Raw genomic sequence first — 25,232 nt, forward strand, 5'->3', positions numbered from 1 at the left:
ATTGAAAATTTAAAATTATTTTTACTATAGATAAAACATTTTTTTAGGAGAGCAAAAGTAATGGTTCAAAAGTTATCAGAGAAAGCTTCCAAGAAAGGGTTAGTTGCATTAGTAATTGCAGCTACTGCTATTACAGGTGGAATTATTGTTTATGGGATTTCTCAGTTTGGCCAAATAACCCAACCTGGGACATCTCAGCCAGTTGAAAGTACACCCAACATTCAAAAAGTAGCTGCATTAGGACGGCTAGAACCGGAAGCAGAGGTAATTAGCTTGTTTGCGCCCTTAGCATTGGATGGCGATCGCATTGCCCGAATTCTAGTCAAAGAAGGCGATCGCGTTAAAGGCGGACAAGTGGTAGCAATGTTAGATGCCCGCGATCGCTTGCAAACTGCTGTAATACAAGCCCAACAACAAGTCAGAGTTGCTCAAGCTAAACTCGCTCAAGTGCAAGCAGGAGCAAAAACAGGAGAAATTCAGGCCCAGCAGGCAAGCGTTGAACGTCTCCAAGCCCAATCCCAAGGAGACAAAACAGCGCAACAGGAAGCGATATTCCGCATAGAGGCACAGTGGGAAGGCGACAGAATAGCGCAAGAGGCAACCATTAAGAAACTAGAGGCAGAACTCAAAAATGCCGAAGCCGAATATCAACGTTATCAGCAGCTGTATTCTCAAGGTGCAGTTTCTAATTCTTTGTACGATAGCAAAGGCTTGACTGTAGAAACTGCCAAACAGCAAGTAGACGAAGCCAAAGCAGTTCTCAACCGGATTAACACCACTGCTAGCAAACAACTTGCCGAAGCCAAAGCAGCACTCGCCCGTACTAACGCCACTGGTAGCAAGCAAGTTAATGAAGCCAAAGCCACACTTAACAGTATTGAAGAAGTCCGACCTGTAGATGTCGCCGCAGCCAAGACAGAAGTTGAAAATGCGATCGCCACACTCAAACATGCCCAAACCGAGTTGGCGGGTGCTTACATCAAAGCACCGATGGCGGGACAAATCATCAAAATTCATACGCGAGTCGGAGAAAAAATTAGTGCTTCTGGCATTGCAGACTTAGCGCAAACAAACCAGATGATGGCAGTAGCAGAAGTTTATCAAACCGACATCGGTAAAGTGAAACTAGGACAACAGGCACTGATTAGCAGTCAGGCATTTGTCGGTGAACTGCGAGGAACCGTTGCCCAAATTGGTTTGCAGGTGAATAGACAAAACGTTTTCAGCAACCAGCCAGGGGAAAACCTTGATAGCCGAGTAGTTGAGGTGAAAATTCGCCTCAATCCTGAAGACAGCAAACGAGTTGCAGGTTTCACTAACTTACAGGTACAGACAGCAATTGAAATATAGAGTTGTTGTCTCGTGTATTCCAGCATTTTTATAAGGTGAATTCAATCATGATTAAAGTCATATACCTTTTACTGTGTGTACTTGGCTTCGTTCTACCTTACTCCCAGTTGGTTCCATTTATCTTAGAACATGGTCTTGATATAAAGCTGTTTTTTGAACAACTCTTTGCCAACAAAATTTCTGGTTTTTTTGGCATGGATGTTATTGTTTCATCCCTAGTTTTGTGGACATTCGTATTTTGGGAAGGAACACGTCTGAAAATGCAAAATCTCTGGGTTTATATTGTCTGTAGTCTTTTAGTTGGTGTGTCTTTAAGTCTTCCATTATTTCTTTTGATGCGAGAGCGCCAGCTTGAACAGCAAGCTGAAACACTGGGTTATTAAAGGGTTTTTTAAATATGTTTTCTAAAGTATTTCGCAAAACGCCTCTAGCATGGCGGCAGTTAATGAAAGAAAAAACCCGTCTGGCTGTAGCAGTTGCAGGTATTGCCTTTGCCGATATACTGATGTTTATCCAGTTGGGATTTGAAAGTGCGCTTTTTGATGCTGCTGTGAAACCTCATCGCAATTTACAGGCAGATTTGGTTTTAATTAGTCCCCAATTTCAAACTTTATTTTCTGTAAAAAACTTTTCCAGAGAGCGACTATATCAAACATTAGGTTATGAAGGTGTTCAGTCAGTTAATTCTGTCTACATCAGCACTGGACAGTGGCGAAATCCTGAAACACGTCTTGAGCGTGCCATTTTAGTTTGGGGTGTAGATCCGGCAAAATCACCATTCAAATCGCCCGAAATTAAACAAAATCAGGAGCATCTTAAACAGTTGTATCAAGTTCTGTTTGACCAGGCAGGTCGTCCAGAATACGGGGCGGTTGCCGATATCTTTAAGAATACAGGCAAATTTGACACGGAACTCAATAGTAAAGCCGTCCTAGTTAAGGGCTTGTTTACTGATGGTGCTTCCTTTGCAGCCGATGGTAATGTGATCACCAGTGATTCGACCTTTCTTCAGCTATTTCCACAGCGTCAACCCGATCGCATCGAAGTTGGATTGATTACGCTTAAACCAGATGCCGATACCGAAAAAGTGCGATCGCAACTTGTCAATGGACTACCTAAAGATGTCAGAGTCCTGACTCCAGAAGAGTTTGCCAAAGTGGAGAGAACTTATTGGGAACAAGGTACTGGCATTGGTTTTATTTTCGGTTTGGGTACAGCAGTCGGGTTTATCGTTGGCATCGTGATTGTCTACCAAATCCTTTACTCTGATGTTTCTGACCACTTGCCAGAATATGCCACCCTCAAAGCAATGGGATATACCGATAATTATCTCTTAGGAGTTCTAATTCAAGAAGCATTGTTATTGGCTATCTTAGGTTTTCTGCCTGGATTTATCCTTTCTTTTGGATTGTATCAAGTCACATACGCTGCGACGATGCTTCCTATTTTCATGAAAATGGAACGGGCGATACAGGTTTGGATTTTAACTGTAATTATGTGTAGTGTTTCTGGAGCGATCGCAATGCGGAAGTTACGATCTGCTGACCCTGCCGATGTTTTTTAAATGCGATTAATTGCGTCTGTACAAAAATTATTTCCCCATACCAATGCTTTATAAAATCCTATGTTGCAAAAATATTTACCAGAAAATTCCAACTCAACACTTTCTGTTTTAGAATCTGTAATTTCTATTAGTAACCTCAATCACTATTTTGGTGAAGGTGGGCTTCGCAAACAAGTATTATTCGACATTAATTTGGAGATTACTGCTGGAGAAATCGTTATCATGACTGGCCCCTCTGGTTCGGGGAAAACCACCTTGTTAACCTTAATGGGTGGATTGCGTTCTGCCCAAGAAGGTAGTCTCAAAATCTTAGGGGAGGAAATTCGTGGCGCTAAAAAGCTGCAATTAACTAAACTTCGCCGCCAGATTGGCTATATTTTCCAGGCTCATAACCTGATGACTTTTTTGACAGCAAAAGAAAATGTGCGGATGTCCTTAGAGTTGCACGACGATTTTCTGAATCAGGATATCAATGCCAAAGCGATCGCTATTTTGGAAACTGTCGGTTTAGGAGATCGTATAGATTATTACCCAGAGAAACTATCTGGAGGGCAAAAACAACGGGTTGCGATCGCTCGTGCTTTAGTTAGCCATCCTAAGATTGTCTTAGCAGATGAACCCACTGCTGCACTCGACAAAAAATCTGGGCGCGATGTCGTAGAAATAATGCAGAAGCTAGCTAAAGAACAAGGATGTACGATTTTGCTAGTTACCCACGATAACCGCATCCTTGATATTGCCGATCGCATCATTTATATGGAAGATGGTCAACTGAAAACTGATGGTATAGATACAACTGCAACGCTCTCAGTCAACAGTTAACTAATTTTATGTAGCCATTTCAAGGTCAATACAATTCAGATAAGACAAAAACACTTGTAGAGACGGCGATTTGTCGCGTCTCGAAAACTCTAAATCGAATTTAACGAACAAAAAGATTCCCGAACCTATACCCCACAAAAAAGAATAAATTATCTCAAAGCCTTATTTAATCAATACTTGGGTGATTGAGTACATGATTAAGACATATTAATAGATGCATTATCTCAGATGAGATATTCATATATACAGTATTTATTTCAAGTTAACTAAAAAGCGCATAATACATTGCCTACCTGACTCTGGCTATTTTTAAGTCTTCTATTTACGTGTTCTGATCATGCAGTTGAAAGACGGGGACAAAAATTCAGATTATGAACAAAACCTTTGCAACCATTGATGGGAATGAAGCTGTCGCCCGTGTTGCTTACAAACTAAATGAAGTGATTGCCATTTATCCCATCACCCCCTCTTCAGCAATGGGTGAATGGGCAGATGCTTGGTCAGCAGAAGGTCGTCCTAACCTCTGGGGTACTATTCCCAGCGTCGTGCAGATGCAGAGCGAAGGGGGAGCGGCTGGTGCTGTGCATGGAGCATTGCAAACAGGTTCCCTGAGTACCACCTTCACGGCATCTCAGGGGTTATTGTTGATGATACCCAACTTCTACAAAATTGCTGGTGAACTGACTAGCGCTGTGGTTCACGTTGCCGCCCGTTCTTTGGCTACCCATGCTTTATCTATTTTTGGCGATCATAGCGATGTGATGGCGGCTCGTGCAACTGGTTTTGCCCTGCTGTGTTCCGCTTCGGTGCAGGAAAGTCAAGATTTTGCTCTCATTGCTCATGCTGCTACCCTAGAGACGCGAGTCTCGTTTATGCATTTCTTTGACGGTTTCCGTACTTCACATGAAGTGCAGAAAGTCAAATTGCTGTCAGATGATGATTTGCGATCGCTCATCCACGATAACCTAATACTCGCCCACCGCAGCCGTGCCCTCACTCCAGATCGTCCAGTATTGCGCGGTACTGCCCAAAACCCCGATGTCTACTTCCAAGGACGCGAAGGCGCGAACCCTTATTACAATGCTTGTCCAGAAATTGTCCAGCGCATCATGGATGAATTTGGAGAACGCATGGGAAGGCATTATAAAATCTATGAATATTACGGCGTTAATGATGCCGATCGGGTTATCGTTCTTATGGGTTCAGGTTGTGAAACCGTCCATGAAACAGTAGATTATCTTAACGCCCGTGGTGAAAAACTTGGTGTAGTCAAAGTGCGACTTTACCGCCCCTTTGATGTCCAAAGGTTTGTTGCAGTATTACCAACTAGTGTACAAGCGATCGCAGTTCTTGATCGTACCAAAGAAGCAGGTAGCGCCGGTGAGCCTTTGTATTTAGATGTTGTGGCTGCTATCCATGAGGCGTGGGGAGAAGAGGCAGAGGAGCAGGGAGCAGGGAGCAGGGGAGAAGATCCTCGCCGCCTGCCCTCTGCCCCTCTGCCTAAAATCATCGGTGGGCGTTATGGTCTTTCATCTAAGGAATTTACTCCGGCGATGGTGAAGGGCATTTTTGACAACCTTGCTCAAGCTAAATCGAAAAATCACTTTACTATCGGGATTAATGACGATGTTAGTCATACTGCCTTGAGCTTTGACCCTAATTTCTCTACAGAATCGGATAACGTTGTTCGGGCAATGTTCTATGGGTTGGGTGCTGATGGTACTGTTGGGGCTAACAAAAACTCCATTAAGATTATTGGTGAAGAAACCGACAATTACGCCCAAGGCTACTTTGTCTTTGACTCCAAAAAATCTGGCTCAATGACCGTCTCTCATTTACGTTTCGGTAAAGAGCCAATTCGTTCCACCTACTTGATTGACCAAGCTAACTTTATTGGTTGTCATCATTGGGGATTTCTAGAACGCATAGATGTTTTAAAGGCTGCTACTTCTGGGGCAACTTTGCTGCTTAACAGTCCATACAATGCAGATACCGTCTGGGAATATCTGCCGCTAAAGGTGCAGCAGCAAATTATCGAAAAACATTTGAAGTTATACGTAATCAATGCTAGCCAGGTTGCCCGTGAAAGTGGCATGGGTGGCAGAATTAACACCATTATGCAAGTATGCTTCTTTGCCTTAGCGGGTGTCTTGCCACAGGAAGAAGCGATCGCTAAAATCAAACAAGCAATTGAAAAAACCTACGGTAAAAAAGGCGTAGAAGTTGTCCGCATGAACTTGCAAGCTGTAGACAACACCTTAGACAACTTGCATAAAGTAGATGTCCCCCAAACAATCAACAATCCAAAATCCAAAATCCAAAATCCAAAATTGCTAGACTCCGCTCCTGAATTTGTGCAAGAAGTTCTGGGCAAAATCATGATTTGGGAAGGTGATGACTTACCTGTTAGCACATTACCTGTTGATGGCACCTTTCCCGTAGGTACTGCGAAGTGGGAAAAACGTAACGTTGCCGAAGAGATACCTGTGTGGGAGCCGGATGTCTGCGTTCAATGTGGTAAGTGCGTGATGGTTTGTCCTCACAGTGCCATCCGCGCAAAGGCTTATCAAGCCGATGAGTTAGCCAATGCACCAGAAACCTTCAAGTCAACTGGTGCAAAAGATAAAGACTTTGCCAATCAAAAATTTACCATTCAAGTTGCCCCAGAAGATTGCACAGGATGCACTATTTGTGTAAATATTTGCCCTGCTAAAGATAAATCTGAGCCATCGTTGAAAGCGATTAACATGGCACAACAGTTGCCATTGCGGGAACAAGAGCGAAAAAACTGGGATTTCTTTTTGAGTTTACCTAATCCTGATAGGCGATCGCTAAAATTAAACCAGATTCGCCAACAACAACTGCAAGAACCTTTATTTGAATTCTCTGGTGCTTGTGCAGGTTGTGGTGAAACACCTTACTTAAAATTATTAACACAATTGTTTGGCGATCGCGCCGTCATCGCCAATGCTACAGGTTGTTCCTCAATATATGGTGGGAACCTCCCCACAACACCTTGGACAACCAACGCCGAAGGACGCGGCCCAGCGTGGTCTAATAATCTATTTGAAGATAACGCCGAATTCGGTTTTGGCTTCCGCCTCTCCCTCGACAAACAAGCTGAGTTTGCGGCGGAATTGTTGCAGCAGTTAGGGAGTGGGGAATGGGGAATAGGGAATGGGGAAATAGTTTCTGAGGATTTAGTTCAATCTATTCTCAAAGCTGAACAAAAATCTGAGGCTGACATTTGGGAACAGCGCGAAAGAATAGAACTGTTACAGCAGAAGTTAGATGAAATCGTAACTTCCGATCCTAATCTAAAATCTAAAATCCAAAATCTAAAATCCCTTGCAGATTACTTGGTGAGAAAAAGCGTCTGGATTGTTGGCGGTGATGGTTGGGCTTATGATATTGATTTTGGCGGCATCGATCATGTAATTGCTAGTGGTCGAAATGTGAACATCTTGGTGATGGATACAGAAGTGTATTCTAATACAGGTGGTCAATCTTCTAAAGCTACGCCACGAGCAGCAGTTGCGAAATATGCCGCCAGTGGTAAGCCAGCACCTAAGAAAGATTTAGGGATGATTGCCATGACCTACGGAAATGTCTACGTAGCGAGTGTAGCCCTTGGTGCTAGAGATGAACATACTCTCAAAGCTTTTCTGGAAGCAGAGGCTTATGATGGCCCATCAATAATTATTGCTTACAGCCATTGCATAGCCCACGGCATTAATATGACCACAGGGATGAATCATCAGAAAACTCTGGTAGAATCAGGTCGTTGGTTGCTGTATCGGCATAATCCAGAGTTGCTTAAACAGGGTAAAAATCCACTGCAATTGGATATGCGATCGCCTACGCAATCTGTAGAACATTCGATGTATCAAGAAAATCGCTTCAAGATGCTCACCAAGAGTAAACCTAAAGTAGCCAAACACTTGTTAGAACAAGCCCAAGCAGAGGTAGATACACGTTGGCAGATGTATCAATATCTGGCAAAACGCGATATTCTTTGAACAATTCTTTGAACATTAGCCTTGATTTTAGTTATAAAAATCGCGATAAGAAGATTTAAGCAATTTAACGGTTATAACAACCTACAGCAGTTTTTATATATTTGAACCACATCTGTGGTAAGGGCACAGCATTGCTCATACGTGTCAAGTTAACGTGAAACCCTTGTCAAAACGTGATATTCAGTTCTTTGGCTTCCCATCACGATCCGCGTTACCCCACCCTAACCCTCCCCTTGTCAAGGGGAGGGAACTGCATTTCTCCCCCCAATGCATCGGGGGGATTAAGGGGGGTAAAACGCTTGTGGGATAAGCGTTTGAGCTTAAGTTGACACCAATGAGCATTGCTGTGCAGTAAGGGCACAGTCTATTTACCTGAAAATAGCTGTAATGCCTACTATGAGGTTCCGCCTCGCCCAAAAGCATTTCCGGGTTTTACCTGGAAACGAGATTTATCAAACAACTTTAGCGTAGGCGTAGCCCGCCGTTAGGCATCGCACCAACCGATCAAACCACCAAAGATCAACTCTGTGCTACAAGACGCGCTACGAGGTGCTACGGTAATTATGGAGTATTGTTATTGGGTCGTTAATCGAGTTCTTCACTAGTGATGGATGAGATCAAAAGAGAGTTTTAGGGCGTACCTATTTTGGAATGCTTTGTAAAAAAGTGGGATGTTTTGTATAAACCCTAGATTTATCTTTTTCCGAGTTGATATATCAACCACGCAGTCAATAACTATTTAATAACTATATGTGGGAGAGGTAATTATGGCTAATTCATTATTAAATTTCCTTAACGTCTCTGATTTGAATGGCACTAATGGCTTTATAATTAACGCCATTGCAAAATCTGACTTATCAGGCACCTCAGTCAGCAATGGGGGGGACATCAACAACGATGGCATTGACGACCTGATTATTGGGGCAAGTAATGCCTCCCCCAACGGCAACTATCGTGCTGGGCAAAGCTATGTAGTGTTTGGAGGGACGAATCTGGGCAGTAGCGGCAGCCTCAACCTCTCTGATTTGAATGGCACTAATGGCTTTATAATTAACGGCATTGCAGCAGATGACTTCTCAGGCGACTCAGTGAGCAATGCAGGGGACATCAACAATGATGGCATTGACGACCTGATTATTGGGGCATATGGTGCCTCCCCCAACGGCAACTTTAGTGCTGGGCAAAGCTATGTAGTGTTTGGTGGGGCAAATCTGGGCAGTAGCGGCAGCCTCAACCCCTCTGATTTGAATGGCACTAATGGCTTTTTAATTAACGGCATTGCAGCAAATGAGAGTTTAGGCTTCTCAGTCAGCAATGCAGGGGACATCAACAATGATGGCATTGACGACCTGATTATTGGGGCAGGTGGTGTCTCCCCCAACGGCAAAAATTTTGTTGGGTATGTAGTATTTGGGGGGAGGAATCTGGGCAGTAGCGGCAGCCTCAACCGCTCTGATTTGAATGGCACTAATGGCTTTTTAATTAACGGCATAGGCAACTCAGTCAGCAATGCAGGGGACATCAACAATGATGGCATTGACGACCTGATTATTGGGGCAAGTGGTGTCTCCCCCAACGGCAAAGAGAGTGCTGGGCAAAGCTATGTAGTGTTTGGGGGGGCAAATCTGGGCAGTGGCGGCAGCCTCAACCTCTCTGATTTGAATGGCACTAATGGCTTTTTAATTAACGGCATTGCAGCAAATGACTATTCAGGCATCTCAGTCAGCAATGCAGGGGACATCAACGCTGATGGCATTGACGACCTGATTATTGGGGCACTATATGCCTCCCCCAACGGCAACTCTCTTGCTGGGCAAAGCTATGTAGTGTTTGGGGGGACAAATCTGGGCACTGGCGGCAGCCTCAACCTCTCTGATTTGAATGGCATTAATGGCTTTTTAATTAACGGCATTGCAGCAGGTGACAATTCAGGCAACTCAGTCAGCAATGCAGGGGACATTAACAATGATGGCATTGACGACCTGATTATTGGGGCAAATGGTGACTACCGCAACTACGAAGATTTTCCTGGGCAAAGCTATGTAATATTTGGGGGGAGGAATCTGGGCAGTGGCGGCAGCCTCAACCTCTCTGATTTGAATGGCACTAATGGCCTTTTAATTAACGGCATTGGATCGGGTAACTCTTTAGACAGCTCAGTCAGCAATGCAGGGGACATCAACGCTGATGGCATTGACGACGTGATTATTGGGGCACCTTTTGCCTCCCGCAACGGCATCTCTGGTGCTGGGCAAAGCGATGTAATATTTGGGGGGAAGAACATCGGCAGTGGCGGCACCCCTGGTAAGCTGACTGGAACTCCTGGTGCAGATACCCTCTTTGGCATACCTAGCAACAACATAACTGTTAACGAAACCCTGACAGGCAACGGTGGTGAAGATAAGTTTGTATTTCGCGTTGGCGATCGCAATGACATTATCACTGATTTTGGTGGCGTAGATCAGGGCTACAACCCATCATCGGCTGTGATTGCGAATGTTGACACACTACAATTTATCGGTTCGGGCTTAACTGCCCGAAATCTGCAACTAACTCAAAAAGGCAACAACTTAGAAGTCACCTTTGAAAATGTGGCTAATACCAAAGTCCAATTGCAAAACTTCCTTTTAGAAAACCTGGATAACCTGCCAGCAATTTCTTCAAGACCTGCACTTGGCAATATTTTGTTTGATGGGCAAACTAGCATTACTGATAGCTTTGATGTGATTAATGCCAACTCCACTCAAACTAGCATTTTCAACAAAAACACTGTCACCTTCCTCAATGACTTAAACAATAACATCACAGGTTTTGACAACTCCAATGATGTGATTAATGGTCAAGAGGGTAATGATATTATCAATAGCTTGAGTGGTGATGACCTGTTGCGGGGCGGGTCAGGCAATGATACTCTTGTGGGTGGTGTAGGCAATGATATTCTGATTGGTGGTGTAAATGCTGACAGATTCGTTTACAACATAGATGGTGTTGGTGTAGATACCATTACGGACTTCAACAGTTCTGAAGGTGACAAGATTGTACTAAATAAAACTACATTTAGCGCCATTATTTCTGCTGCGGGAATTGGTTTTTGTAACAAGAGTGATTTTGAAATCACAACTTCCGCCGCGACTAGCACAGCGAAAATTGTCTACGATTCTGTGAGTGGGCAGTTGTTCTACAACCAAAATGGCAGCGCGGCTGGTTTCGCTAGTGGTGGTCTATTTGCGACTCTAACTGGTGCGCCAAACCTCACGGCATCTGATTTTGTGTTGCAAGCATAGTTTGCCCAAAACATGGAGTTCCAAGTTTGAAGTTTCATGTTTAAGCGTGACAACTCTCACCGCTAACTGCTCTTCAGTTAGCAATTTATTTATGGGATTTATAATGGACGCTGTATTTTTTGCGCTGCGCGTCTCAAAATACATTTTTTATCTTTATTCATAAATAAATTTAGGGGCTTTAAACCCTTGATTGCTGAGGGCAAAAAAATATATTTTCTTTCTCCTGCCTTCTGCCGACGCTCGCGGACTCGCTAACGCTGCGCTATCCTGCCCTCTGCCTTTCTTCGGTAAAAAACATCTAATCTACACCCACTCAACTAAAAAACTTCTCCACGCATCTCACAAATATTTCCACACCCATTCCCAAGGCGGTTTCGTCAAAATCAAACCGGGGATGATGATGGGGATACGCCAAATCTTTCTCTGGATTCGCAGAACCTAAAAAGAAATAGCAACCAGGAACCTCTTGCAAGAAAAATGACATATCTTCAGCAGCCATAGTTTGGCATTCTGGCACAATACCCAACGGGGTTTCTACCACTTCTTCTGCTACAGTTCGCACCAATTCCGCCATTTTCATATCATTAATTACTGGTGGATAAAGTGCCCAGTATTCTAAGTCATAACTCGCACCATGACTTTGACAAATTCCAGCAATAATCTGCTGGACACGCTGATTGAAAAATCCTTTCAAACTAGGATTAAAATACCTGACAGTAGCGCTCATTCTCGCTGTATCAGCAATCACATTCCGCTTGGTTCCAGCATGAAGTTCGCCCACTGTCACCACAGCCGAATCAATGGGATTAACATTCCGAGCGACAATGGTTTGCAAGGCATTTACGATTTGGGCAGCAACTACAACCGAATCTACAGTTTGATGGGGTAATGCGCCGTGTCCACCTTTGCCTAAAATTGTGCAGTTAAAGCACTCCACAGCTGCCATCAACGCCCCAGCCCGAACACCCACTGTTCCCAAGGGCAAATTATTCCACAAGTGCAAACCAATAATTGCGTCAACATCAGGATTTTTCAGTACCCCAGCTTCAATCATCGGCTTTGCGCCACCGGGTGATTCTTCTGCTGGCTGGAAGATAATTTTCACAGTACCGGAGAAGTCTTGACGATGCTGTTGGAGATAATAAGCTGTACCTAAAGCGATCGCAGTATGTCCATCATGTCCACAAGCGTGCATCACTCCATCATGCTGCGATTTGTACGGCACTTCGTTAAGTTCTTGGATTGGCAAAGCATCCATATCTGCCCGAATCGCTAAAACTTGGGGAGTGGGGAGTAGGGAGTGGGGAGTGGGGGGTTGATTGCCTTTGATGGTGGCAACAATGCCAGTTTGGGCAATGCCAGTTTGGTGGTCAATTCCCCATTCTTGCAGCTTTTGTGAGACAAACTCAGCCGTCAGTTTTTCTTGAAAACCCAACTCTGGTTGTTGATGCAATCGCCGCCGCCACTCCACTAATTGTGGTTGCAATGAGCGGATTGAAAGCCGAATGCGAGATAGATCAACAGAAGAGGGATTGGGAAAGGTAGAAACCATAATGCACGTGTCGTTAGTATAAAATTGTATGAAGGACAGTCTGTAGGTTAAGACAGACCCCCTTCAGTGGAAGATGAGAGAAGCTCAAAAAAGCATCTACTCAATCTTCAAGTTGAAAGGCAAGCGGGCATAAATTCCCTGTGGATCGTTCATCTTTTGCAGAATCTCTACTTCTTGTTGCAATTTCTGGAATTCAGTGGTGAGAGGATTGGATTGTTTGAGTTTTGCCCCCTCAATTCCTAAAGCAGTCTGCGTCTCTTCAGTTACACGCCCAAAAAAGCGTTCTCCAAAGCTGCTAGTGCGAGGATATTCTTGCACTTCCCAGTCTTCTCCTAATTTCGCCTCTTTGACAGCATAGGCGATCGCAGTATTCAAACCACCAATTTCATCTACCAAACCAATTTCCTTGGCCGCCACACCCGACCAAACCCGTCCTTGGGCAATTTCTGCTACTCTTTGTTCTGGGAGTTTGCGACCTTGAGAAACTTTATTCAGGAACATATTATAAATCCGGTTAACACTGCGCTGATAAAGTGCCAACTCTTGGGACGATTTCGGACGCGAAACTGTTTGAGTATCAGCATAGGTTCCAGTTTTCACCGAATCCCAAGTGATGCCATTATCATTGGCTAACTTTTCACCATTAAATAGCACCCCAAACACACCTATTGAACCTGTAATAGTATTGGGTTCGGCAAAAATGCGGTTTGAGTCGCTAGCAATCCAGTAACCACCAGAGGCGGCGACATCACCCATTGACACTACAACTGGTTTTGCCTGACGAGTTAATTTCAATTCTCGCTGCATAACTTCAGATGCTGTAGCGCTACCACCAGGACTATTAATCCGTAATACAACAGCTTTCACATCCTTATCTTGTCGCAGTCGGTTGAAGATTTTGGCAAACCGTTCGCCTCCTACTTCACCAACATCACCTTTACCATCGACAATCTCGCCCTCAGCATAAACAACAGCAATTTGATTTTTTGAGCTACGTTCTACACCCAAAGATTTGCCGGGAACTTGTGCGTAGCTATTCAGGCTAATTTGTCGGAATGTTTTGTCGTCTTTATTGCTATCTGTTAACTTTTTGAGGTCAGTCACCACTTCATCTGGGTATGCTACTCGATCAATTAAACCGTTGGTTTTGGCTTGTGTTGCTTCTAGTAGCGCCTGATTATCTGCGATCGCTTGCAACTGGTTAGGTTCAATTTTCCGACTTGCACCTACAGTAGTGCGCCATTCTCCCCAAACATCATTTAACAATTTCTGAGTTTGTTCGCGGTTTTCTGGACTCAACTTTGTAAGCAGAAGCGGTTCAACAGCTCCTTTAAATTTTCCTACCCGCACGACTTGAACACCAATGCCATATTTCTGTAATGCTCCCGCTAAGAATATCGGTTGTGAACTCAAACCGTTAACTTCCATCATTCCCAGAGGATTAAGTACAATGGAATCTGCCACTGAACTAACGTAATATTCCTTTTCACTCCAGTCACTGCCATAGGCCACAATCTTTTTCCCAGCAGCACGAAACTCTTGCAACGCTTTCCGAATTTCTTTAAGGGAGGCATAGCCGACGTTACTAGCTTGGCTTGTTTTTGTTGCATCCATGTAGATCCCAACAATTCGCGGATCGCGTCGCGCCTTTTCTAAAGTTTCCACAACTTTGCGGAGTGCCATCCTATCTTCATCTACACCTGATATTGTGTTTTGAAACAGTTCACCTGAACTAGGTTCGCTATCAGTAATTTTCATCGACAAGTCAAAAACTAGCATTGACTTATCTTTCACATTTGGCCCAGTATCTTTAGAAGAGCTAGCAGCCATTATCAATAAAAACAGTCCAGTTGTTCCCAGACCACCGAAAATAATTAGTCCTAGTAATGTGCCAATTAAACTAGCAAAAGTTTGTTTGATAAAATTACGCATTAGTTATTGGGGATTGGGCATTGGGCATTGGGCATTGGGCATTGACAAAGGACTAATGACTAATAACCAATGACCTATTTAACTATTCTATGCGCTGTAAACTACCAGAGTGCTTTAACTGATATAACGTAGGGTTGCCAGTACAGAACAATACCGTGGTGATTTCGGCGATTAATACTTCAGCCAGTTCAGAAACTGCTGTTTCTGATGTTGCTGCTGCTTGCAAAAAAGGCATCGCTAAACCCGCTATATCTGCTCCCAAGGCGATCGCGGCTGCGACATCCAACCCATGACGCAAACCTCCCGAAGCAATTAAGGGCACATCTGGAGCGATCGCTCTAATAGTTGTAATGCACTCTGCTGTCGGTAAACCCCAATCAGCAAATGTCCTTCCTAAGCGACGTTGCAAAGCATTTTCTGCCCGTTCACTTTCTACTTTTGCCCAAGAAGTACCCCCCGCGCCTGCGACATCAATTGCTGCTACTCCGGCGGCAATGAGTTTGTTAGCGATCGCTGCTGAAATACCGTTACCAACTTCCTTCGCAATCACTGGCACTGATATTTCGCTGCATAATTTAGATATTTTGTCAAGCAAACCTTGAAAATTAGTATCACCTTTGGGTTGAATGCACTCTTGTAGAGGGTTAATGTGTAAAATCAGGGCATCAGCCTCTAGGATATCAACTACCCGCAAACATTCATCTAAGCCGTACTTGTAGTTAAGTTGCACAGCGCCCAAGTTCGCAAATAGCAGAACATCGGGGGCATACTTGCGGACAGCAAAAGTATCAGCCACCTGGGGTTTTTCTACCGCTACCCGTTGGGAACCAACACCCATTGCAATTTTGTAGTGTTGCGCGACTTGCGCCAAACGTTGGTTAATTATTGCGGCTTGTTCTGTTCCTCCAGTCATGGAAGAAATTAATAAGGGTGCGCCAAGATGTTTCCCCAAGAAAGTTGTACTGAGATCAATATCGTTGTGGTTTAGTTCAGGTAAACAAGAATGGGTAAAACGATAACGTTCTAGTCCATTGGTGATTTGACGACACTGAACATCTTCCTCTAAACAGATCCGAATATGATCGGCTTTGCGATTTTGAGTTTGTGCAGAGATATTGGTAGGGGCGTTCACTGGTGGATATGGCTAAAAGTATTTGCGATCGCTATTGTTACATTGTATGTAACCAATCTTTTTATAACAAAAATATTTCTTTTGCCTATCGATAGGGTACGTCACCCTATTGATAACAGAACCATTCCTCCTTTTTGTAAGCTTGGGAGAAGCGATAGTAAAGCACGGGTTTTACCAATGCAGACAAACAACGGGTAATGTTATTATCATTCAAACTATAAGCAAAATAGCATGACACTTGCTCTGAGTTAAGACCGCTATAATTGCAAAAGCTAATAAATTGTTAAATAAGACAATGAATAAAATTCAAAAACATATCTGATAAATATAGTTTAGTTGGCGATTGATTAAATTAGAAACTGATATAAAATTCCTGTTTACTGTATTTTCTAAATTAGTAATATGCCTAAGATTACTGTTTCCATTCCGACTTTTAATCGTGTTAATCTCCTTCCTTATGCCATTGACAGTGTACTCAATCAGTCTGAGCAAGACTTTGAGCTAATTGTTTGTGATGACGGTTCTAGCGATGGTACACCTGAGTTGATGTCACAGTACACAGACCAGCGAATAAAATATATTCGGCATCTGGAAAATATTGGTAAAAGTAATAATATGCGCTCTGGCTTTGATGCTGCCAGTGGTGAATATTTTATGAAGTTTGATGATGATGATCGGCTAACACCCGATTTTCTCGCAAGTACCGCAGCTATTCTTGCTGAAGACTCTAGTATTGATTTTGTTGGTACAGATCATTGGATAATTGATATTAACAATGTGCGGGATGAAGCCAAAACTCAAGAAAATTCTTATCGCTGGGGTAGAAAGAATTTACCAGCAGGTATTGTAGATAATTTATTGGAAGTTGTATTTATTAACCAAAGCTTTCAAATTGGAGCAACATTATTCCGTCGTAAAACTTTGCAAGAATTAGGATATATGCAGCCAAATCTGCAAAATTGTGAGGATAATGATTTATTTGTGCGTCTGGCTTTGGCTGGAAAAAAGGGCTATTACTTACCAGAATTATTGATGGAATATCGCAACCACGCAGAACAGCAAGGTATCAATAGAGCTATTCCTTATTTATTTGATAAAATGCGGTATTTAGAAAGTTATAAGTTTGAGCCTGAAAAACTAGAGACAATCAGGAAAAATCGTCTAACTGAAACGCAATTATTATTAGGTTTGCGTTTAATTGAAAAGGGTGAAACGCAAAAAGGCAGAGAGCTAGTTTTAGCAGGACAGTCTTTTTCGGTTGCTAAAGCTTGGACTGGTTTAAGTTTATCGTTGTTACCAGTTGGGTTACGAGGTAAGGCGTTTAATGCACTGCGGCAGGTACGGGGTTAGGCTATAAAAATACGTTAATGCAACCCACCGCAGGCATCTAGATTTTTTTATTAAGTACGTCCTTAAAAGTGGGTAATGGCTCGCCTAGAGGCGCAGAGAAGGCTATGCAGAGTTTTTACACAGCGAAGAACTTATTTGACTAAGTACTAACTTCTTGACCATTCATCAATAATAGTCAAAATTGTTTTATCACCCAAGTTCTTAACAGATTTTACTACATCACGATAATCTTCAAACTCTTGCTTTGGTTTCTTATGTCGAGCATCTTCTATAGCATTTGCAAGTTTTTCCGCCCCAGGAATCCTAGAGCGTTGTAACTTTCTAGATAACTCGTCTCTATCCAAAGAATTCAATAAACTAAGTGGATTACTCTGTTTACCTTTTTGGGGAATAAGATTTTCAAGTTGCTTGAACTGACTATCTATTCTCTGTCTTTCTTGTATAAATTCTGACTTAAATTCATTGAATTGCTTCTCAAGACGCAATTCTAGATTTGCCAAACGTGGTTCTAACTTTGTTGTTTCAGGGTGTGATATTACTGCCTTATCAGAAGAATTAGTTTTTTGAAGAGATACAACCTGCTTTAGTACTAAATCTTCTAATTTTGGGGCGATGACAAAGGCATTAACCATTTCAGCTTGCCGAGGATTTTTTTCTCGTGCCTTAACAGCAGCATAATATTCAAAATGTCCATCAACTACTGTATAGCTCTCTACTCCTGTCACTTTCACAACTAATGGTCTGATAATTCCTCCAGTTTCTATAATTATGTCTGCGAGGTTTTCCAAATCAGCCTCTGAAAAATTTGAACGAGGTTCATTAGAAGTAATACTTTTTACGTCTACCAAAGAGAAATTAATCATTAATCAACCCCCATTTTTTGGATAACTTCATCTGCTAATACATTAAATTCTTCAGCAGAAATTTGAGCAGAAGTTTTTATTTCGGCAAATTTAATAATAGACTTAGGGTCAGGATATTCTAAATCTCCAACTAGGATAGTCTGATTCATACATTCTGATAACGCTGTTCTGTCATAAATTACAGATTCCATAAGTGGCAATTGATAGCGCTCTGAAATTACTTCTCTCTGTTTAGGAAAATTGTATTGTAAAAACTTAGCATTTGTTGAAATTTTAGAAGCAAGAACACCCATTATGCTAATGGGCGGTTTACCCATCATTTCCCTAGATTCATTAATTTGATTAACAAAATTTTTGACTGTTGGTAGACCTTGATTAGCAAATGGTTTCAAATCCGATGGAATTATCAGGTAATCAGTAGCAATCAGTGCAACTTCAGCATACAAATCTCTAGAGGGTGGAGTATCAATGATTACAACCTCATAGCTGTCTTCTACCTTTTTTAATTTTGTTACTAGCCTGCTTCTACTAGCTAATATTTTAGTTAGTTTGTCTTGAGATTCAATCAAGGTGATATGTGAAGGAATAACATCAATTTCTGGATTATTGAAATAATCAGATGTACGCACTAATTCTGAAATAAAATTGAAATCTCCTGATTCTAATAAATGGTATACGTTCCGCTCTCTTAAATTATCATCTTCTTCAAATTGAAATTTGATTAATCCTGTAGCAAAAGTAGTATTTGCTTGGGAGTCTATATCAATCAAAAGTACTTTTTTACCTTTTTTACGTAATGCTGCTGCAAGGTTGACTGCAATAGTAGTTTTCCCAACACCGCCTTTATTGTGGTAGATTGCAATCGTTTTCATTGAATGTTTCCTTTTTGTTTCAAAATTTGAATTAGTTTCATTGATTTGAACTTCTGCTTTATCTACTAACTGTCCTTCTTTTAAACTCTCTCTACCAATTAAAGCTTTAATATTCTCTAATTTATGCTCAACTTCTTTCCCAGTACATTGAAATACTAATTGAATATCGGTCTGCAATTTTTGATAAATTCTAATCTCTTTGCCATTGGTCAGCAATCCATACCTGACATTCAAGCTGGTTAAATAATGCCTGAGTCGGGGGACATGATTATTTAAGTTTTGTTTGGGATGCTTTGCCTCCATGACGACACTCAACGGCGAGTTGGCATCTAAGACAAAAGGAATCACTTGTGCGGCAAATGCTAAAAAATCTAAGCGGATGCTACCAACGGCAACCTCTTGATGCCAGGTGTCAGGAGTATAACCTAGCTGTGGTAGCAAATATTGCACTATGAGTTTGCTTTCAACTTCGCTTTCGTTACGGCACAGCTCAGGATTAAAAGGCAATATTTTTCTACCTCGGAATAATTATTGGACTTGAGACAAAACCTCATATTTGCTAGATTATGGCATAGCCTTAATTATGTTGAGTGATATCAATCACTTAGAAAGATATAAATAATCATCATAAAATTAGTACTTTTACTGATAAAATAGCCAATTCTGAGAGCTAGGCATATTCAAAATTAACAGGCTACGCATATATTTCCCCATTATTTTTGTAAATGGATAGAATCAAAGTGTTTACCTATTTGCGCTAAAGGTTTTGGCTACTGTATCTTGTCCCCGCTGCCATCAACTCGTTGATAGTCAAGCTATTAGTTGTCCTAATTGCCGGACGACACTCAAAGCTTACGGTCATCCCGGTATTCCATTGCACCGCGCTACTGGGGACGGGTATCTGTGCGACACCTGCACCTATCACGCTGATGATACTTGCAATTTTCCTCAGCGTCCCTACGCTAAAGACTGTACCCTCTACCAAAATATTGAAGAGACAAAGTTAGAGTTGCAACAGCAGCGTTACACTAACGGTTTTGCAGTAACTGTGAAAAGTTGGGTAAAACGCAATCAGGGTTTGTTATTGCTATTAGGTCTATTATTGGTCTGTTTATTGTTCGTTATACTAAGGACTTGATTTGGTTTTTCTGGGGAGTGGTCAATATAACGCTTTTGTGTTGAGTCTAATATAAATCTAAAATAGTTACGATTTTATATTTCAATTGTCTCCCCAGCTAAATTGGAATTTATTTTTTATTGCTTGTGAGAAATCCGGGTTTATGCATCTGAATTATCGGCTATTTGAATTTCTTGCTCGTATTGCGCGATTGCTTCTTCAATTGTTTCATTACTAACATCTGAAATATCGGATTTGGAATAAATTGTAGTGAGTATAATTCCTTGATCAGTTTTCAGATAATAAATGACTCGATAGCCTCCACTTTTTCCTTTTTGAATGTTGCTATTTTTGAGACGAACTTTGAAAACCTGATATTTAACTCCAGGAATTCTATCACCGAGGATGTCACCTGCTTGAAGTTGGTCAATTAAGGGTTGGAGATCAGTACGAATTGAACGATAGCGTTTGGCAAGTTCTCGAAGATCCCTTTTGAAACGAGGTGTAAGAGCGATCTGGATTGGCGATGTTTCACTCTGCATCAATGCCTGACCACATTTCTGAGAGGGGAAGAGTTTGTCCAGTTAAAGCTTCGTGTAAACCTTGGCGAATACCTTCTATAACAACTTCTGTAGGTGTTTCATCAGGATCGGTTTCGTCATCTTCGGAAAGTAAGACGATAACACGAACACGCTGTGGTTTGATGAATCCCAGTGATTTATCAAGCGTAAGTTGTCCACTCTCATTAATTGTCGCTGTGGTTTCAATTGCTTTCATAGATAATGATAGTGTGAGTCAATTCAACCTACTTATAGTCTAGTGCAGCTATCCCCCATTCATCCGGCAACCTTAAACGCTTCCGCTTCATCCAAAATCGCCACTATAGGAAATGGTCAAAAATAACAAACCATGCCCAATTCCTAATCTTCAAGCTGTGATGATTTTGGATGCTGCTGCAATCCTTAAACTGTGGTAATTTTGGGTTCTTCGGCAATAGGTTCAACTTGTATCGCTGGCGCTTTTTCCTCAAAGGCGGCTAAGTCGAACCAAAAAGTGGTGCCTATACCAACTTCACTCACTAAATGGACTTTACTACGATGTCTGTCGATGATATTTCTGACAATCGATAAACCTAAACCCGTACCTTCTAGGGTATGAACTCGGTTTTCTACGCGAAAGAAGCGTTCAAAAATTGCGTGTTGATCTTCTGTAGCAATGCCAATTCCTGTATCGGAAATTTCAATCCGCACTGGAGGAAATTGGGTGTGATTGGGCTTGAAATCTAGTTGGTAAGCGCGGATTGCCACTTTACCACCGGCTTTTGTGAATTTGAGGGCATTACCAATCAGGTTGCCAAACACTTGTACTAACAGATCATAATTACCCATTACCAGGGGCAAATTAGGAGCAACTTCTTGAACAAGTTCAACACTTTTATCTTTAGCATTCAGTTGGTAAGTACGTAGTGTTTGCTCGATCGCTTGGGCTAAATCTACGCCATCGAAGCTGTAGTTGCGACCAGATTCGAGTTTTGACAAATCTAAAACATCGTTAACTAGGCGGGTTAGGCGATCGGTTTCATGATTTACTGTTTGCAGATACTCTTGCCGTTTCTGTAAATCCAAGTCTTCGGCGTAGTCGTACAGGGTTTCAATATGGGTTTTGATGTTGAATAAAGGCGTCCGCAGTTCGTGAGAAACGTTGCTGATAAATTGGCCTTTTGCCTCGTTTAATTCCACCTCACGGGTTATATCTTGGACAGTAATCGCAATGCCTTTGATGCTTTCCCTTTGCACATTGAGTACTGTAGTCAAAAGAATACGGATCGTTCGCGGGGTAGGTTGGTTAATAAAAATTCGGAATTCGGCACTTTCGCATTCGCCTGCTGCCATTTCGTACAAAGGATTAGCGATTTCCATTTGTACTGCTGGGGGCAAGTGATGTAACAGGTTTTGGCCTACCACATCAGCGTTTTCCCAGCCAAAAATTCGCTCTGCTGTGGGGTTAGCTAAAATCACCTGCATGTTGTTATCAATCAACACAGCACCATCTGCGATCGTTGAAACTAGGGTTTGTAGCTTGGCTTTTTCTGCGGTCAGTTCCTCAATATTTTGTTCTTCATAGCGCTCTAACCGCTCTCCCATTTCATTAAAGCTTAAAATTAACTCCCCCAGTTCGCCCCCTAAAGGTAAATCAATGCGCTGCTTGAAATTCCCGGTAGCAATTTGCTTCACTCCCACCAGCAGTTCTTTAATGGGCTTAGTGATGGTCAAGGCGTTTATCACTCCTGCCAAAATCACCATTACCCAAATGGTAATAAAAACGGCAATGGTAACATCGCGGGTAAAATTGGTGGAGATGACAGCAGTCTGATTGGGGTTAATACCGATCGCTAATACACCTAAGTATTTTTTATTAACAATCAAGGGAACAAATACATCGGTGACTATTCCATCTGGGGTTGTATGTTGCCGCACCATCGGCTTTTCGCCATCACCAGGGTAATCTTCTGGCAGTTGTATCCGCCGTTTAATGGTAAGAGAGTTTTCTACCTCCGCTTCCCAAAAAGGAATGCCAAAAAAGATTTCCCCGTTTTCGTCGGCGTAAAGCATATAACGCACACTAGAGGTGCTGCTGTAGAAGCGTTGAGAAAATTGGGCAACCTCAGTCAGATTATTGTCAGCGATTAGGGGAGCAACGTTGGCAGCAAGCAGCAGCCCCAAGTCACGGCCAAAGCGGGTGTCATTCATCCGCGCATCCTGCTGAATTGTATTCACAGCCCAGAAGGTCAGGCCACTCATCACTAATGAAACTACCATTGTGACCACAGCCAATAATTTGGTCTGGAGTGTGAACTCCGACCACCAACTAGCGATCGCATGTCGAATTGTTTTTAATAGACTTAGCATCTTAAATAAAGTTGTTAATACTCTTTGTTATAAAGCCCAACAACTAAAAAATTAACAGTTAATTTAATAAATATGTTAGGGGAGAGGGAGAGATGGGAAACTCCAGGGGATATTCATGTAAGGTAGTCTTAACGAATTTACCTCATTTCAGGCATCTGAGTTGATATCCAGTTGAGGATTAAGGCGTTAAACTCCATTTTTGTAACTATTGGTTATGCACAGATGAGCAGTCTAACAAAAATTCAACCTGTCGTGATTTTAGGCTAGTTTTCCGGCTCAGGTTAGTGGCTGCTAGTACCGACACACCACCGTTACGATGCTACTGCAAAATCTGTGTACTGCCGCATTTTAGGCTCATGGAATGCCAACACTATATCTTCCTTGGAAACACCGGCACGAACTAGGTCTGTTGCGATCCCATCTTCAGTCCAATCTTCCTCGATCCAGAATTTGCAATCTCGAATCCGAACGTAGACGGTCATGCCAGTAATGCGTTCGCCATTTTGCCAACCAAGATTCATCCAAATATAGTGACCCTTTGGCTCATCCATAATCAAAAATGTTTCTATATCTTGCTTAGGACGACGGTTACATATTTCTATATACTCCGTCAAGATCCGCTTAATTATCTTGGGATACTCAGTTAATTTATCCATTGTGTGATCTCCTCTGTTTCTGTATCGACAACAATGAGTGGAAGTTGATGTTTATGGAGGATGAGTTGAATTACATCCTGGTTGAAAAAACTTTTATAAGCGATGCCTACGGCGGCAAGCTACGCACCAACAGCAAGGTAAAGTTTACGGTTTGGCGCTGTTTCTTCTAAAAGATAACGGTAGATGTCATACTGTCCGAGAGCTTCTTTCAAATCTTGTATTTTTGATGCACCAACAAAGCTTTTCACTTCAATAACAAGTTTTTGCCCATCTCGTTCAGCCTCGATGGGACGTTCAGCACCGAGATCAGCGTATAATGTTGTTCTTCGATACTGAATTATGTAGGGATCGTCCGTAATCACCCAACCGTCTTTTATCAGTGCGTTTTTTACCGCATTATGAATAATGTCTAACTTGGGCATAGCTTAAGTATAAGTCAGCCTCACAGATGTAATGGAAATCAGTGCCAGCCTTAAAGCTGACATCAGATTGGATAGTTATGGAGCTTCCCTCTGCTTTACGCTGACTACTCTATGCCCAATATCTCTCCGGTAATATATCCCATCAAACTGAATATGTTTGATCCCTGCGTAGGCTTGGGCGATCGCTTGCTCAAAATTTTCTCCGATTCCAGTCACATTTAATACTCGACCCCCATCTGTTACTACTTTTTGTTGCTGGTTCAATTTTGTACCTGCATGAAATACAGTTGCTCCGGTTGCCTCTGCTTCACCAATGCCAGTAATAACCTGGCCTTTATTATATTCTCCGGGATAACCACCTGAAGCTGCAACTACACTAGCAGATGCTCCCCCTTTCCAAGCAATGGGCGGCAATTCACTTAATCGCTGTTGTACACACGCTAGAAGCAAGTCTTCTAGAGGTGTTTCTAATAGTGGCAAAATTACCTGGGTTTCGGGATCGCCAAAGCGACAGTTAAATTCCAAAACCTTCAAGTCCCCATCGGGTGCAATCATTAATCCAGCATACAATACGCCTCGGTAATCAATGCCTTTAGCTCGTAAGGTTGCGATCGCTCTTTCTAATACTTCCGTTTGAATGCGTGCCATCAACTCTGGCGTAGCTATGGGTGCTGGGGCATAGGCTCCCATCCCACCAGTATTTTCGCCCGTATCCCCCTCACCAATCCGCTTATGGTCTTGAGCTGGTAGCAAGGGTCGAATTGTTAGCCCATCCGTTAATGCTAAAACTGATACCTCTTGCCCAATTAAACATTCTTCAATGACAACAAATTCACCAGCACTGCCAAATTGTCCCTGAAAAATTGCATCAACGGCACTTTCTGCCTGTGCAACTGTTTCAGCTACCGTTACGCCCTTACCAGCCGCCAAGCCATCAGCTTTGATGACGATTGGCACTCCCTGAGATTTGACATAAGATTTTGCTGCCGCCGCCTGCGTAAATACCGCAGCCCGTGCCGTCGGAATCCCTGCTTCTTGCATTAGGGCTTTTGCCCAAGCTTTACTCGCCTCAATTTGCGCTCCCGCTCTAACTGGGCCAAATACCATCAATCCTTTGTCTTGGAGGTAATTTGTGATTCCCTTTGCCAAAGGCACTTCTGGCCCAACTATCACTAGAGTTATGCCATTTTCTAGAGCATATCGGCTCATGCCCTCAAAATCATCGACTGCTAAGGGCAAGTTCTGACAACGTTCCATACTTGCTGTGCCTCCGTTCCCTGGTACACAGACAACTTGCTCAATTTGCTTAGATTGCAACAGCTTCCATGCCAGAGCGTGTTCGCGCCCCCCATTACCTACAACTAAAACTTTCACTGATTTCCTCGTGA

The 25,232-nt window shown here is 42.5% G+C and carries 18 protein-coding genes and 1 pseudogene; 8 read left to right on the forward strand and 11 right to left on the reverse strand.

Annotated features, from left to right (window positions below; genetic code table 11):
• The first annotated feature begins 60 nt into the window (after positions 1-60).
• The 6 genes from H6G26_RS00085 (at position 61) to H6G26_RS00110 (ending at position 11,039) form a co-directional block, all read left to right on the forward strand.
• Positions 61-1,350: an ABC exporter membrane fusion protein gene (locus tag H6G26_RS00085; RefSeq protein ID WP_190727321.1), complete on the forward strand. Its 1,290-nt coding sequence runs from the start codon at positions 61-63 to the stop codon at positions 1,348-1,350.
• Between the two features lie 47 nt (positions 1,351-1,397).
• Positions 1,398-1,733, forward strand: a complete 336-nt coding sequence (locus H6G26_RS00090) for a DUF2834 domain-containing protein (RefSeq protein WP_190727322.1) — start codon at positions 1,398-1,400, stop codon at positions 1,731-1,733.
• Positions 1,734-1,747: 14 nt separating this feature from the next.
• Complete coding sequence (gene devC / locus H6G26_RS00095) at positions 1,748-2,914, forward strand: ABC transporter permease DevC (RefSeq protein ID WP_190727323.1); 1,167 nt, start codon at positions 1,748-1,750, stop codon at positions 2,912-2,914.
• Positions 2,915-2,974: 60 nt separating this feature from the next.
• A complete protein-coding gene (locus tag H6G26_RS00100) occupies positions 2,975-3,736 on the forward strand; it encodes a DevA family ABC transporter ATP-binding protein (protein ID WP_190727324.1) in 762 nt (253 codons plus the stop codon).
• A 371-nt stretch (positions 3,737-4,107) separates the two neighbouring features.
• Positions 4,108-7,755 (forward strand): pyruvate:ferredoxin (flavodoxin) oxidoreductase, encoded by a 3,648-nt coding sequence (nifJ, locus tag H6G26_RS00105; protein WP_190727325.1) that lies wholly within the window; start codon positions 4,108-4,110, stop codon positions 7,753-7,755.
• A gap of 767 nt (positions 7,756-8,522) precedes the next feature.
• Positions 8,523-11,039 carry an FG-GAP repeat protein gene (locus tag H6G26_RS00110; protein WP_190727326.1) on the forward strand — a complete coding sequence of 839 codons (2,517 nt, stop codon included), beginning with the start codon at positions 8,523-8,525 and terminating at the stop codon, positions 11,037-11,039.
• A 313-nt stretch (positions 11,040-11,352) separates the two neighbouring features.
• Here the strand turns inward: H6G26_RS00110 and H6G26_RS00115 are convergent, their stop codons facing one another.
• The 3 genes from H6G26_RS00115 to fni all read right to left on the reverse strand — a co-directional run bounded on the left by H6G26_RS00115 (position 11,353) and on the right by fni (position 15,655).
• Positions 11,353-12,591 (reverse strand): M20 family metallopeptidase, encoded by a 1,239-nt coding sequence (locus tag H6G26_RS00115; protein WP_190727327.1) that lies wholly within the window; start codon positions 12,589-12,591, stop codon positions 11,353-11,355.
• Positions 12,592-12,687: 96 nt separating this feature from the next.
• The gene (sppA, locus tag H6G26_RS00120; protein WP_190727328.1) at positions 12,688-14,523 is read right to left on the reverse strand and encodes a signal peptide peptidase SppA; all 1,836 of its coding nucleotides are present in this window, start codon (positions 14,521-14,523) and stop codon (positions 12,688-12,690) included.
• Between the two features lie 82 nt (positions 14,524-14,605).
• Positions 14,606-15,655 (reverse strand): type 2 isopentenyl-diphosphate Delta-isomerase, encoded by a 1,050-nt coding sequence (fni, locus tag H6G26_RS00125; RefSeq protein WP_190727329.1) that lies wholly within the window; start codon positions 15,653-15,655, stop codon positions 14,606-14,608.
• 402 nt (positions 15,656-16,057) lie between these two features.
• On the opposite strand from fni, the gene H6G26_RS00130 reads away from it, so the two are divergent.
• Positions 16,058-17,005: a glycosyltransferase gene (locus H6G26_RS00130; protein WP_190727330.1), complete on the forward strand. Its 948-nt coding sequence runs from the start codon at positions 16,058-16,060 to the stop codon at positions 17,003-17,005.
• 146 nt (positions 17,006-17,151) lie between these two features.
• Here H6G26_RS00130 and H6G26_RS00135 read toward each other — a convergent pair whose 3' ends face one another.
• Both H6G26_RS00135 and H6G26_RS00140 read right to left on the reverse strand, forming a co-directional pair.
• Positions 17,152-17,868, reverse strand: coding sequence for a chromosome partitioning protein ParB (locus H6G26_RS00135; RefSeq protein WP_190727331.1), 717 nt, complete (start codon positions 17,866-17,868; stop codon positions 17,152-17,154).
• On the reverse strand, positions 17,868-19,247 hold the full coding sequence (locus H6G26_RS00140; RefSeq protein WP_190727332.1) for an AAA family ATPase: 1,380 nt from the start codon (positions 19,245-19,247) through the stop codon (positions 17,868-17,870). The genes H6G26_RS00135 and H6G26_RS00140 overlap by 1 nt, the downstream gene beginning before the upstream one ends.
• 259 nt (positions 19,248-19,506) lie before the next feature.
• Here H6G26_RS00140 and H6G26_RS00145 point away from each other — a divergent pair, with 259 nt between their 5' ends.
• A complete protein-coding gene (locus H6G26_RS00145) occupies positions 19,507-19,878 on the forward strand; it encodes a zinc ribbon domain-containing protein (RefSeq protein ID WP_190727333.1) in 372 nt (123 codons plus the stop codon).
• Between the two features lie 140 nt (positions 19,879-20,018).
• Here H6G26_RS00145 and H6G26_RS00150 read toward each other — a convergent pair whose 3' ends face one another.
• From H6G26_RS00150 to purD, 6 genes and pseudogenes are all read right to left on the reverse strand, one after another.
• Positions 20,019-20,399 carry a type II toxin-antitoxin system RelE/ParE family toxin gene (locus tag H6G26_RS00150; RefSeq protein ID WP_190727334.1) on the reverse strand — a complete coding sequence of 127 codons (381 nt, stop codon included), beginning with the start codon at positions 20,397-20,399 and terminating at the stop codon, positions 20,019-20,021.
• Positions 20,389-20,634, reverse strand: a complete 246-nt coding sequence (locus H6G26_RS00155) for a hypothetical protein (protein ID WP_190727335.1) — start codon at positions 20,632-20,634, stop codon at positions 20,389-20,391. The genes H6G26_RS00150 and H6G26_RS00155 overlap by 11 nt, the downstream gene beginning before the upstream one ends.
• 185 nt (positions 20,635-20,819) lie before the next feature.
• Positions 20,820-22,766 carry a two-component system sensor histidine kinase NblS gene (gene nblS / locus H6G26_RS00160; protein WP_190727336.1) on the reverse strand — a complete coding sequence of 649 codons (1,947 nt, stop codon included), beginning with the start codon at positions 22,764-22,766 and terminating at the stop codon, positions 20,820-20,822.
• A 311-nt stretch (positions 22,767-23,077) separates the two neighbouring features.
• Positions 23,078-23,422, reverse strand: a complete 345-nt coding sequence (locus H6G26_RS00165; RefSeq protein ID WP_190727337.1) for a XisI protein — start codon at positions 23,420-23,422, stop codon at positions 23,078-23,080.
• Positions 23,410-23,844: pseudogene (locus tag H6G26_RS00170) on the reverse strand (XisH family protein). Before H6G26_RS00170 ends, H6G26_RS00165 begins: the two are co-directional and overlap by 13 nt.
• 75 nt (positions 23,845-23,919) lie before the next feature.
• The gene (gene purD / locus H6G26_RS00175; protein WP_190727338.1) at positions 23,920-25,218 is read right to left on the reverse strand and encodes a phosphoribosylamine--glycine ligase; all 1,299 of its coding nucleotides are present in this window, start codon (positions 25,216-25,218) and stop codon (positions 23,920-23,922) included.
• Positions 25,219-25,232: the final 14 nt, after the last annotated feature.

Source organism: Nostoc sp. FACHB-888, from assembly GCF_014696655.1.
Classification (GTDB): Bacteria; Cyanobacteriota; Cyanobacteriia; order Cyanobacteriales; family Nostocaceae; genus Nostoc.

Coding starts and splice junctions, on each gene's coding strand:
- H6G26_RS00100 (WP_190727324.1), top strand. CDS start 2,975: ATGTTGCAAAAATATTTACCAGAAAATTCCAACTCAACACTTTCTGTT.
- H6G26_RS00110 (WP_190727326.1), top strand. CDS start 8,523: ATGGCTAATTCATTATTAAATTTCCTTAACGTCTCTGATTTGAATGGC.
- sppA (WP_190727328.1), bottom strand. CDS start 14,523: ATGCGTAATTTTATCAAACAAACTTTTGCTAGTTTAATTGGCACATTA.
- H6G26_RS00085 (WP_190727321.1), top strand. CDS start 61: ATGGTTCAAAAGTTATCAGAGAAAGCTTCCAAGAAAGGGTTAGTTGCA.
- H6G26_RS00155 (WP_190727335.1), bottom strand. CDS start 20,634: ATGAAAGCAATTGAAACCACAGCGACAATTAATGAGAGTGGACAACTT.
- H6G26_RS00135 (WP_190727331.1), bottom strand. CDS start 17,868: ATGATTAATTTCTCTTTGGTAGACGTAAAAAGTATTACTTCTAATGAA.
- devC (WP_190727323.1), top strand. CDS start 1,748: ATGTTTTCTAAAGTATTTCGCAAAACGCCTCTAGCATGGCGGCAGTTA.
- nifJ (WP_190727325.1), top strand. CDS start 4,108: ATGAACAAAACCTTTGCAACCATTGATGGGAATGAAGCTGTCGCCCGT.
- nblS (WP_190727336.1), bottom strand. CDS start 22,766: ATGCTAAGTCTATTAAAAACAATTCGACATGCGATCGCTAGTTGGTGG.
- H6G26_RS00115 (WP_190727327.1), bottom strand. CDS start 12,591: ATGGTTTCTACCTTTCCCAATCCCTCTTCTGTTGATCTATCTCGCATT.
- H6G26_RS00165 (WP_190727337.1), bottom strand. CDS start 23,422: ATGGATAAATTAACTGAGTATCCCAAGATAATTAAGCGGATCTTGACG.
- H6G26_RS00150 (WP_190727334.1), bottom strand. CDS start 20,399: ATGCAGAGTGAAACATCGCCAATCCAGATCGCTCTTACACCTCGTTTC.
- H6G26_RS00090 (WP_190727322.1), top strand. CDS start 1,398: ATGATTAAAGTCATATACCTTTTACTGTGTGTACTTGGCTTCGTTCTA.
- H6G26_RS00130 (WP_190727330.1), top strand. CDS start 16,058: ATGCCTAAGATTACTGTTTCCATTCCGACTTTTAATCGTGTTAATCTC.